The 9,787-nt window shown below is 61.5% G+C and carries 11 protein-coding genes; 6 read left to right on the forward strand and 5 right to left on the reverse strand.

Annotated elements, in window-relative coordinates:
* Positions 1-102 precede the first annotated feature (102 nt).
* Complete coding sequence (locus ABK249_RS04105) at positions 103-1,170, forward strand: alpha/beta hydrolase family protein (protein WP_348862300.1); 1,068 nt, start codon at positions 103-105, stop codon at positions 1,168-1,170.
* 36 nt (positions 1,171-1,206) lie between these two features.
* Here the strand turns inward: ABK249_RS04105 and ABK249_RS04110 are convergent, their stop codons facing one another.
* Positions 1,207-1,710, reverse strand: coding sequence for a hypothetical protein (locus ABK249_RS04110; protein WP_052183185.1), 504 nt, complete (start codon positions 1,708-1,710; stop codon positions 1,207-1,209).
* 87 nt (positions 1,711-1,797) lie between these two features.
* Here ABK249_RS04110 and ABK249_RS04115 point away from each other — a divergent pair, with 87 nt between their 5' ends.
* Positions 1,798-2,412 (forward strand): HAD-IA family hydrolase, encoded by a 615-nt coding sequence (locus tag ABK249_RS04115; protein ID WP_037159516.1) that lies wholly within the window; start codon positions 1,798-1,800, stop codon positions 2,410-2,412.
* On the opposite strand, the gene ABK249_RS04120 is transcribed toward ABK249_RS04115, so the two are convergent.
* Positions 2,394-2,915 carry a GNAT family N-acetyltransferase gene (locus ABK249_RS04120; protein WP_037159518.1) on the reverse strand — a complete coding sequence of 174 codons (522 nt, stop codon included), beginning with the start codon at positions 2,913-2,915 and terminating at the stop codon, positions 2,394-2,396. The two genes, ABK249_RS04115 and ABK249_RS04120, sit on opposite strands and share 19 nt — an antisense overlap.
* Before the next feature lie 22 nt (positions 2,916-2,937).
* Positions 2,938-3,513 (reverse strand): helix-turn-helix domain-containing protein, encoded by a 576-nt coding sequence (locus tag ABK249_RS04125; RefSeq protein WP_037160120.1) that lies wholly within the window; start codon positions 3,511-3,513, stop codon positions 2,938-2,940.
* A 179-nt stretch (positions 3,514-3,692) separates the two neighbouring features.
* Here ABK249_RS04125 and ABK249_RS04130 point away from each other — a divergent pair, with 179 nt between their 5' ends.
* Positions 3,693-4,943, forward strand: coding sequence for an MFS transporter (locus tag ABK249_RS04130; RefSeq protein WP_348862302.1), 1,251 nt, complete (start codon positions 3,693-3,695; stop codon positions 4,941-4,943).
* 83 nt (positions 4,944-5,026) lie between these two features.
* Positions 5,027-6,853, forward strand: coding sequence for a translation elongation factor 4 (gene lepA / locus ABK249_RS04135; RefSeq protein ID WP_348862303.1), 1,827 nt, complete (start codon positions 5,027-5,029; stop codon positions 6,851-6,853).
* Positions 6,854-6,998: 145 nt separating this feature from the next.
* Here lepA and ABK249_RS04140 read toward each other — a convergent pair whose 3' ends face one another.
* Entirely contained in the window at positions 6,999-8,069 is a 1,071-nt protein-coding gene (locus tag ABK249_RS04140; protein WP_348862304.1) for a class I SAM-dependent methyltransferase, read from the reverse strand.
* A 292-nt stretch (positions 8,070-8,361) separates the two neighbouring features.
* Between ABK249_RS04140 and ABK249_RS04145 the strand changes: the two genes are divergently transcribed.
* A complete protein-coding gene (locus ABK249_RS04145) occupies positions 8,362-8,589 on the forward strand; it encodes a type II toxin-antitoxin system CcdA family antitoxin (protein WP_037159530.1) in 228 nt (75 codons plus the stop codon).
* Positions 8,589-8,882: a CcdB family protein gene (locus ABK249_RS04150; protein WP_037159533.1), complete on the forward strand. Its 294-nt coding sequence runs from the start codon at positions 8,589-8,591 to the stop codon at positions 8,880-8,882. Before ABK249_RS04145 ends, ABK249_RS04150 begins: the two co-directional genes overlap by 1 nt.
* Before the next feature lie 59 nt (positions 8,883-8,941).
* Here ABK249_RS04150 and ABK249_RS04155 read toward each other — a convergent pair whose 3' ends face one another.
* Complete coding sequence (locus ABK249_RS04155) at positions 8,942-9,340, reverse strand: RidA family protein (protein WP_037159536.1); 399 nt, start codon at positions 9,338-9,340, stop codon at positions 8,942-8,944.
* Between the last annotated feature and the right edge of the window lie 447 nt (positions 9,341-9,787).

Genomic DNA, 9,787 nt, shown 5'->3' on the forward strand with positions numbered 1-9,787 from the left:
GCCTGATCACGTTCGAGGACGTCCTCGAACGTGATCGAGGTCGAGAAAACCTCGCGTCCCATCGAAGGTCAGTCATCGCTTTTCCAACCACAAGAGGTTCCCATGCGACTGACCAGACTTCTTCTTGCCTTTTGCCTTTGCACCAGCGCCACGCCGCTTCTTGCCGCCGATCCTGTCGGCGTCCGCAAGATCGGCGTCGTCTCGCAGGACAATCCCCGCCCGCTAGCCGTGACGGTCTGGTATCCGACCGCGGCCGCGGGTGCGCAGAGTGCAACCGCTCAGGACCGCATTTTCGAGATTCCATCCGCTTCCAAAGATGCGGAAATCCGCGAGGGCCGCTTCCCGCTCGTCCTCCTTTCCCATGGTTCCGGCTCAAGGGTCGAAGGCATGGGCTGGATAGCAGCCGAGCTCGCCGAAGCAGGTTTCATCGTCGCCGGTCCCAACCATCCCGGCACCACGAGCGGCGATTCCACCCCGGCGGCGACGCCCAAAATCTGGGAGCGCACAGGGGATATTTCCGCCGTCATCACCGCGCTCTCTACCGATCCGCAATGGAAAGCCTCGATCGACCCGGCTCGCATCGGCGTGCTCGGCTTCTCGCTCGGCGGCACCACGGTGCTGGAACTTGCCGGGGCACGCGCCGATCTTTCCGGCTATATCCGCTACTGCGCGGAGCATCCGGATATGATGGACTGCCGATGGTTTGCCGGTGGCCGCGGCTATGCCGGCGGAGAGCAGGTCGCCGTCGAGCCCTTGGATCTCAGGATCATCGACAAGACCCGCTTCGAACAGTCAAACCGCGACGACCGCATCGCCTCCGTGGTCGCGGTCGATCCCGGTCTCGCGACGGTCTTCACGCCGGAGAGCCTGAAGACCATCGACATACCGCTCACCGTCATCAACCTCGGCAGCATCGGCAAAATTCCGGTCGCGGTGCTTGCGGACAAGCTGGCGAAAGAAGTCCCGAATGCCTCCTATGCACAGGTGGACAATTCCGACCATTTCAGCTTCCTGCCCGTCTGCAAAAAGGGTGCCGCGGAGTTCCTGAAATCGGTCGGAGAGCTGGATCCGATCTGCGATGATGCCGGACGACCGCGCATCGACATCCACGAGGAACTTGCCGGCCTCATCACGCACGCCTTCGAACGCACCCTCAAAGCCAGCCACTAATTTGCCGAATGCATCATAGGGGCCGGCCATCGGCCCCTATTTCGCCGGCGCCGGAATGCCGGAGAGGATCGTGCCGTCGCTCGCACGGCTCGTCAGGTGTTTGAACTCCCCGTTCGTGAATTCGAAGAAATGCGCGCCCTTGGGGCTTTCCTCGTTCAGCACGCCGGAGAGGACAACCAACCGGCTGTCCTTCCTGAAATAGAAGGGCTCGCCCTCGCCCCAGCAGCAGACGGAATAGGGAAGCCAGGCGACAGCGCCCGTGCGCGCATCGATGACTGCTCCGCCCAGACATTCCGCGCCGCAGCCCCATGTGGTGAGGATATGGTGACCGGCGAAATTGACCGGGCGTTTCGCGCCCTCCCGAAGCCGTGTCGCGAATTCCCGGTCGTCCTGCGTCGCAAGCCTCAGCGGCGCGCTCGTCCCCGCATAGACTTTTTCGGCAAACTGCGTGAATTTCGGCACGTCCTGAGCGCCGGCGTGGGCGGCAAGGCCGAGCCAGGCGAAGGCAATTCCTCCAAGCCAATGAAAACTGCGCGTCATGTTGCCGATACCTCTTGGCCATAGATAGCCGCATGTTTCGTGCTACAGCAATTCCCTATCAGTTCCCAGAACCGGATCGTTTGCGCAATGAAAGTCTTGATGGTCGATGTCGACGGCGTGCTTGTGAACGGCAGACCGGCCGACGGCCTTCCGTTTGCGACCGATCTCGAGCGCGACCTTGGACTTCCGCTCGCGCCCCTCCAGCGGGAATTCTTCAAACCCTACTGGCCGGACATCGTCACCGGCCGCGAGCCGATCGAGCCGCGCCTGACAGCCGTGCTGGCGAATATCGCGCCGCATATCGAAACGGAAACCCTGCTTGGCTACTGGTTCGCGAACGATTCCAGGCTGGACAAACGCCTGCTGGAAGATCTCGCCGAACTTCGAAAGGGCGGAGTGGCGCTCTACCTCGCCACCAACCAGGAACACCGCCGCGCGGCATGGCTGATGAGCGAACTCGGTCTTGCCACGCATTTCGACGACATCTTCTACTCTGCCAAGCTCGGCCACAGGAAGCCGGACCAGAATTTCTTCCGGCTTGCAACCGCTAAGGCAGGCGTTGAGCCTCACGAGATCATGTTCATCGATGATGCGGCAGAGAATATCGAAGGCGCCCGCCAGTTCGGCTGGAATGCCGTGCACTGGACGCCCGGCATGACGCTTGAAAACGCACTCAGCGTGCTTCACCCCACCCGCTTATAAAACAGCGTCGTGCCGCAGAAGCCGCCCTCGGGCCACATAGCATAATCGGGGATGACGCCGACTTGGCTCCAGCCGAAGCGCGGATAGATTTTTTCCGCATCGCTGCCGGTCGCCGTATCGAGCACCAGAAGCGTGCGGCCCCGGCGGGCAGCTTCCGCTTCCACGACTTCCATCAGCCTGCGCGACAGGCCAAGCCCGCGCGCCGAGCGATGCACCAGAAGCTTCATCAGATCGCCGCGATGCGGCTGGTTGGGTTTCGACGCCAGCCCCACCTGCACCGTTCCGACGATTTTCCCGTCAACTTCAGCCACAGCAAGGATGATGCCGCCCTTTTCGACCGCATCGGCGATCTCGTTCCAGTAACCGACGGCGTCCTCCGGCTCGTAGGGAAGCATGAAGCCCACCGACGCGCCGCCGTTGACGCAGTCGGAAAGGACCTCGCAGAGATCAGCGATGGCGGCACGGGCTTCTTCGGCGGTGACGATACGGATGGTGGCGGGCATCTTGGCTCTTTCGGTTGGGAGGTTACCGGCCGCGGTCGAGGATCACCGCGTAGCGGGCCGGCTTGTCGGACGGGTTATGAAAGTCGAAGGCGTCGCCGAGGTCCATGTAGAGGCAGTCGCCCGGATTAAGCGTATGAACGGTCTCGCCGATGATCATTTCCAGCACGCCCTCGAACAGCCAGACGTGCTGGGTCATCACCCGGCTTTCCTCGCGCGGCGGAAAACTGACGCGTGCATGGGCTGGAAAGTCCACCTCGACGATATCCACCCGGCCCGGTGTTCCTTGCGGCGAGACGGAACGGCGCAGATAGCCCGTATGCGGGTCGCGCCAGAGCTTCTGGTCGTCGTAGCGGCTGAGCGGCGAGGTCGCCGGTTCGTCATCGGCGAAGAAGGCCGACAGCGTGAGGCCCAATGCCTCCGAGAGCCTGGCGAGCAATGCCGCCGTGGGACTTGCCTCACCGCGCTCGATGCGGGAGATCATCGCCCGGCTCACTCCCGAGCGTTGTGCAAGTTCGTCCAGCGTCAAACCAGCCTTGGCCCTGAGGCTCCTCAGGCGTTCGCTGATCGCCGTATCTATGTCGTCGATCGTCTCTTCCATGATCGGAGAATTGCATTCTCTTATAGTGGAATCAAGCGGTATCATGGTGGATGCGCGAAATTTGTGAAGGAATGGCGTTTCCGCGATAGCTCTCGCCATCGTCAATCGGCTATGGAGCAGCACAGGGTCATTGAGTCGGCTGCACCGCAACCGGTGCCCTGCTCCGCCGGAGAAACGAGATGCACGGCCAGACGTTGATGGTCGCTTCGCCCGTTTCGATTGCCAGCATCGTCGTCTCCATGACGATCGCGGCGGTCGGCAGCGGCGTGATGTTTGCCTACGTCCCCTTCATGCTGACCCATTCGGCCACGCCCTGGGCGGCGGGTGCCGCGGTCACCGCGGTCGCCTTCGGCGGGCTTGTCGGCTGCGTCGTCGGCGGTCCGCTCATCAAGCGTGTCGGCCATGCGCGCCTCTTCGCCTGCTCGATGGCCATGGTGGTCATCGCCGCGGTGCTGATCGCCGCGGATCTCCCCGCCTATGTCTGGATCCTTGCCCGCGGCCTTTACGGCGCGGCCGCCAACGTCAATTTCATCATCGCCCAGAGCTGGCTGAACCATGCCGCCTCCAACGAATGGCGCGGCAAGGCCATGTCCTTCTTCTACATGGCCTATGTGCTCGGCCTCGGCTGCGGCGCCTGGCTTTTCGGCCGCATCCCGACCGACGGCAACATGGCGCCGCTTGCCGTCATCTTCTTCACCGCGCTCGCCATCCTGCCGATCGGGCTCACCCGCTTGCCGAACCCGCCGCCGCCGGCAAGCGTCAGCGTCAACATTCCGATGGCCTGGCGCATCTCGCCGGTCGGTCTCGTCGGCGTGCTGGCGTCGGGCGGGCTTTCCATGGTGGTGCAGGGTTTCACGCCAATCTATGCCGCCACCAGCCAGGTCTCTCAAGGTGATGTCGCGCTCTTGATGTTCGTGATGCAGACGGGGCTTCTCTTCGTGCAATATCCGCTCGGCGTGCTTTCCGATCGCATCGACCGCCGCTTTGTGCTTCTCATCACCTGCGGGCTCATCGTCGCGGCCGGCTTTGCAGCGCTCTTCGTCTCGTTTGCAACGATCGTCGTGCTGATGATCGTCTTCCTTGTCTTCGGCGGCTCGGTCGAAACGGTCTATTCGGTCGCCAATGCGCATGCCAACGATCGCGCCGATCCCGGCGATTTCGTGCCTCTCTCCTCGACGCTGCTCGTCGCCTGGTCGACGGCCGCCACGATCGTGCCGCTCGGCGTCACGCTTCTGACGCCGGTCTTCGGCCAGCATACCTTCATCTATGCGGTCATGCTGGTGGCGGTCGCCTATGCGATCTACATCCTGTGGCGGCTCACGGAGCGCAAGGCGGTGCCGACCGATGAGCGCGAGAACATCGGCATCCGCAGCGCCCAGGTGCCGAATGCAACCGTTCTCACCGATCCGGACACCGGCAAGCCCCAATAGCCCCGCAAAACCGGGCCTTATCCTCAACGAATGGTTATCTTTCCGCTTTGCGGCAGGGATTCGCACTGCTATATGCGCGAGCCATGAGCACCAATTCGTCCCGCACGCCCCTAGACCACATCCGCAACTTCTCGATCGTGGCGCATATCGACCATGGCAAGTCGACACTCGCCGACCGGCTGATCCAGTCGACCGGTGGCCTCGCCGAACGCGAGATGTCGGAACAGGTGTTGGACTCGATGGATATCGAGCGCGAGCGCGGCATCACCATCAAGGCCCAGACCGTGCGCCTGCACTACAAGGCTGAGAACGGCGAGACCTATATCCTGAACCTCATCGACACGCCCGGCCACGTGGACTTTGCCTACGAAGTCTCGCGCTCGTTGTCGGCCTGCGAAGGTTCGCTGCTCGTCGTCGACGCCAGCCAGGGCGTCGAAGCCCAAACGCTCGCCAACGTCTACCAGGCGATCGACAACAACCACGAGATCGTCACCGTCCTCAACAAGATCGACCTGCCGGCCGCCGAGCCGGAGCGCATCAAGGAGCAGATCGAGGAAGTGATCGGCATCGATGCTTCCGACGCCGTGCTGATCTCCGCGAAAACGGGGCTGGGCATTCCGGACGTGCTCGAAGCGATCGTCCACAAGCTGCCGCCGCCGAAGAGCCCGGAAGGCGAAAAGGGGCCGCTGAAGGCGCTGCTGGTCGACAGCTGGTACGATACCTATCTCGGCGTCATGGTTCTGGTGCGCATCATCGACGGCGTGCTGACCAAGGGCCAGCAGATCCGCATGATGGGTACCGACGCCAAGTATACCGTGGAACGCGTCGGCGTGCTCACCCCGAAAATGGTCAATGTCGACAGCCTCGGCCCCGGCGAGATCGGCTTCATCACCGCCTCGATCAAAGAAGTGGCCGATACCCGCGTCGGCGACACGATCACCGAAGACAAGCGCCCGACCGCGCATGCGCTTCCCGGCTTCAAACCGGCCCAGCCGGTGGTCTTTTGCGGCCTCTTCCCGGTCGATGCAGCCGACTTCGAGGATCTGCGCGCCGCCATGGGCAAGCTCCGCCTCAACGACGCCTCCTTCTCCTTCGAGATGGAAAGTTCCGCCGCGCTCGGCTTCGGCTTCCGCTGCGGCTTTTTGGGCCTGCTCCACCTCGAAATCATCCAGGAGCGGCTGGAGCGCGAGTTCAACCTTGACCTCGTCGCGACCGCCCCTTCCGTCGTCTACCAGATGACACTGACAGACGGCACCGAGAAGGAACTGCACAACCCGGCTGACATGCCGGACGTGGTCAAGATCGACGAAATCCGCGAGCCGTGGATCAAGGCGACGATCATGACGCCGGACGACTATCTCGGCTCCATCCTGAAGCTCTGCCAGGATCGCCGCGGCATCCAGACCGAGCTCACCTATGTAGGCAGCCGCGCGATGATCACCTACGAACTGCCGCTCAACGAAGTGGTCTTCGATTTCTACGACCGGCTGAAGTCGATCTCGAAGGGCTACGCCTCCTTCGACTACACGATCATGGATTACCGGGCGGGCGACCTCGTGAAGATGTCGATCCTGGTCAACGGCGATCCGGTCGATGCACTGTCGATGCTCGTCCACCGCTCCGCTGCCGACCGGCGCGGCCGCGGCATGGTGGAGAAGCTGAAGGAGCTCATCCCGCCGCATATGTTCCAGATCCCGATCCAGGCGGCGATCGGCGGCAAGGTGATCGCCCGCGAGACGGTGCGCGCGCTGCGCAAGGACGTGACGGCCAAGTGCTACGGCGGCGACGCCACCCGCAAGCGCAAGCTTCTGGAAAAGCAGAAGGAAGGCAAGAAGCGCATGCGCCAGTTCGGCAAGGTCGAAATCCCGCAGGAAGCGTTTATCGCTGCGCTGAAGATGGGCGATGAGTGAATAAGGAGTGAAGGCAGCTTGAATCGCAGCCTGCCTCCGCCCTGTACTGGCCAGTCACTCTAAAACAGGCCCCGATCGTGGGCTGGATTTCATAGATCGACAAGGCACCGCATCGAAGACCATCTCGACGGGTTTCGTCCAACAATCAATGTGTTTGTGTTCGCACCTCGAACACCATGTTGAACGGCGTTTCCGCCGCACGGCGGAAATGCGTAAACCCGGCGTCCAGCGCAACTTTCCGCAGCTTCATTTCGCCTGCCTGGGCGCCCAGTCCAAGCCCAACCTCCTGCGAAAGCGATGCCGGCGTGCAGATCATTGTCGATGCGCCATAATATACCCGGCCGACCGGATTGAGGTTGTCTTTCAGGCGATCATGGGCGAAGGGCTCGACAATCATCCATGTTCCATCTCGCGCGAGGGTATCCTTGACGTGCCGCCCGGCACCGACCGGATCACCCATGTCGTGGAGACAATCGAACATGGCCACCAGATCGTAATCGTGCCCGGGATATTCTCCCGCCGCACTCTGGCGGAAGGTGACCCGATCGGCGACGCCCGCGTCCTTTGCTGCGGCGGTTGCTCTTTCGACCGACGGTCCATGATAATCGAAACCGGTGAACCGGGACGCAGGGAAGGCCTGTGCCATCAGGATGGTCGATGCCCCGTGGCCGCATCCAACATCGGCGACATTGGCGCCCTTCTTCAGCTTTTCCTCGACGCCATCAAGAGACGGTATCCATTCGTTTACGAGATGAGCGTTGTAACCTGACCGGAAGAAGCGCTCCGTTCCCCGAAAGAGGCAGGTGCTGTGTTCATGCCAGCCGACGCCCTTGCCGGTGCGGAAGGCTTCAGCAATCCTCGGTTCATCCATCCAGACGGATTGAACGACCTCGAATGCACCCACGAAAAATGCCGGGCTGTTCTCCTCGGCAAAGATCATCGCCTGCTCCGGCGTCAGGCTGAACTGATCCGTCTCCTCATGAAAGGTGACATAGCCCGCGGCAGCTTGCGCGCTGAGCCATTCTTGCATGTAGCGCTCTCTCACCTTTGTCTTCGCAGCGAGATCCGCAACGCTTCTCGGCGTGCCGTCGGCCATCGCCTTGAAGATCCCGATTTGATCGCCGAGAACCACAAGAGCACCCGACATCGATGCACCGATATCATTGACCAGGCGACCCACCAGCTCATCGAGCTTCTGCATATCCGGCTCACGCATGGGCACCTCCCAGGGCTCATGATGGGGGCGTGAACGGTAAGTCATCTCCTCCTATCGTTTCAATTCCACCATCCGGCGTATTATGGGCTCTGGATATCCGTCCAAAGGCGTAGCGTATCCTCCTTTTTGTCTAGGTTGAGGACAGTTTAACTGCCGCGTCCTCGACCTCTCCTGTGGCGCGTCGGCAGTGCCATACTCCGGTCATTCCTGATCTTGTCACCGGGAAGGCGCCGGCGACGCTTGCGATTTTCTGCGACCAAGGCATACTTCGCCTGAGCCATTGGAGGCACGCATGTCCACCGCCCGCAAAGCTGCCAGTCTTTCGCTTGATGCCTCGCTTCTGTCGGAAGCACGGGAGCTGAAGCTCGACGTCAGCCGGGCGGCCGAGGAGGGCCTTGCTCGCGCCGTCAAAGCCGAAAAGGAACGGCTTTGGAGGATCGAGAATGCGGAAGCGATAAAAGCCGCCAATGATTATGTCGAAAAGCACGGTCTGCCTCTGGCAAAATACCGGCAATTTTGATGGCCCGCTTCCACGTCTATCAATTCGGAAATGAGATAGCGCTGGATATACAGGCCAACCTTCTGGATGCGCTTCACACCCGCGTGGTGGTGCCGTTGGTTCCCGAAAGCGAAATGAAGCGCATTGCCGTTCGCCTCAACCCTCGCTTCGAGATCAACGGCGTAGACTATGTCATGATGACGGAATTCCTTGCCGCGGTTCCTGCCACCGAGCTCGGTGCCAGGATCGCCGATCTCTCCGCCCGAGCCGACGAGATTGTCGCCGCGACCGACTTCCTCTTTCAGGGCTTTTGATGCAAGAAACAGCAAGGCGGCGGCCAGCCTGATCTCTACCGGCCACCGCCCTGCCTCCGTCACTCGCCCTGCGGAATACGTGCAATCACCTTGATCTCGAAATCGAAGCCGGCCAGCCAGTTGACGCCCACGGCGGTCCAGTTCGGGTAAGGTTTTTCGGTAAACGTGGCGTCCTTCACGGCAAGAACCGCTTCGAACTGCTTTTCCGGATCGGTGTGGAAAGTGGTCACATCGACAATGTCGTCGAACGTGCAACCCGCAGCCTTCAGCACAGCGCGGAGGTTTTCGAAGGCAAGCTCGACCTGTTTCTTGAAATCCGGCTCGGGCGAGCCGTCCTCGCGGCTGCCGACCTGGCCCGAGACGAAGAGCAGATCGCCCGAACGGATCGCTGCCGAATATTTGTGGATCTCGTAGAGCGCCTGCCGGCCGGCGGGGAAGACTGCATCACGCTTGGTCATTTCATTCTCCTGTTGAACAGTGCGGGCCGGATCGCGATCCCGGTCCGCTTTGTCGGGCATCCAATTGCATACGTCCCGTATGTCAATCGATATAAGCCATACATCGCGTATGTCAATTAACATACGCGATGTATGTTTCCTTCTGCGGCCAGATAGGCAAGACCAGATGCCGCAAACGGCGGGAGCAGAACCGGCGCGCCGATCCGATCCTCCCCTTGAGGGGGAGATGCCCGGCAGGGCAGAAAGGGGGTGTGGCGAGGCAAATCAAGGCCTTGGAAAAAATCGGCAGGAAAAATCGCCTCCATTCATCCCCGCCCTCACGCCTCATGCCTACAATTCCCCCGTCCCGCATCGGATACGCTGGCAGGCGTGCCAGTGAGGCGGGGCCGGCGCCGGGTGTCGGGAAACGACGTAAGTCCTTGCATTCGGGGTTCGCGGAAAATGGTC

The sequence above is a fragment of the Neorhizobium phenanthreniclasticum genome, from assembly GCF_040066075.1.
In the GTDB taxonomy this organism is placed as follows: Bacteria; Pseudomonadota; Alphaproteobacteria; order Rhizobiales; family Rhizobiaceae; genus Neorhizobium; species Neorhizobium petrolearium.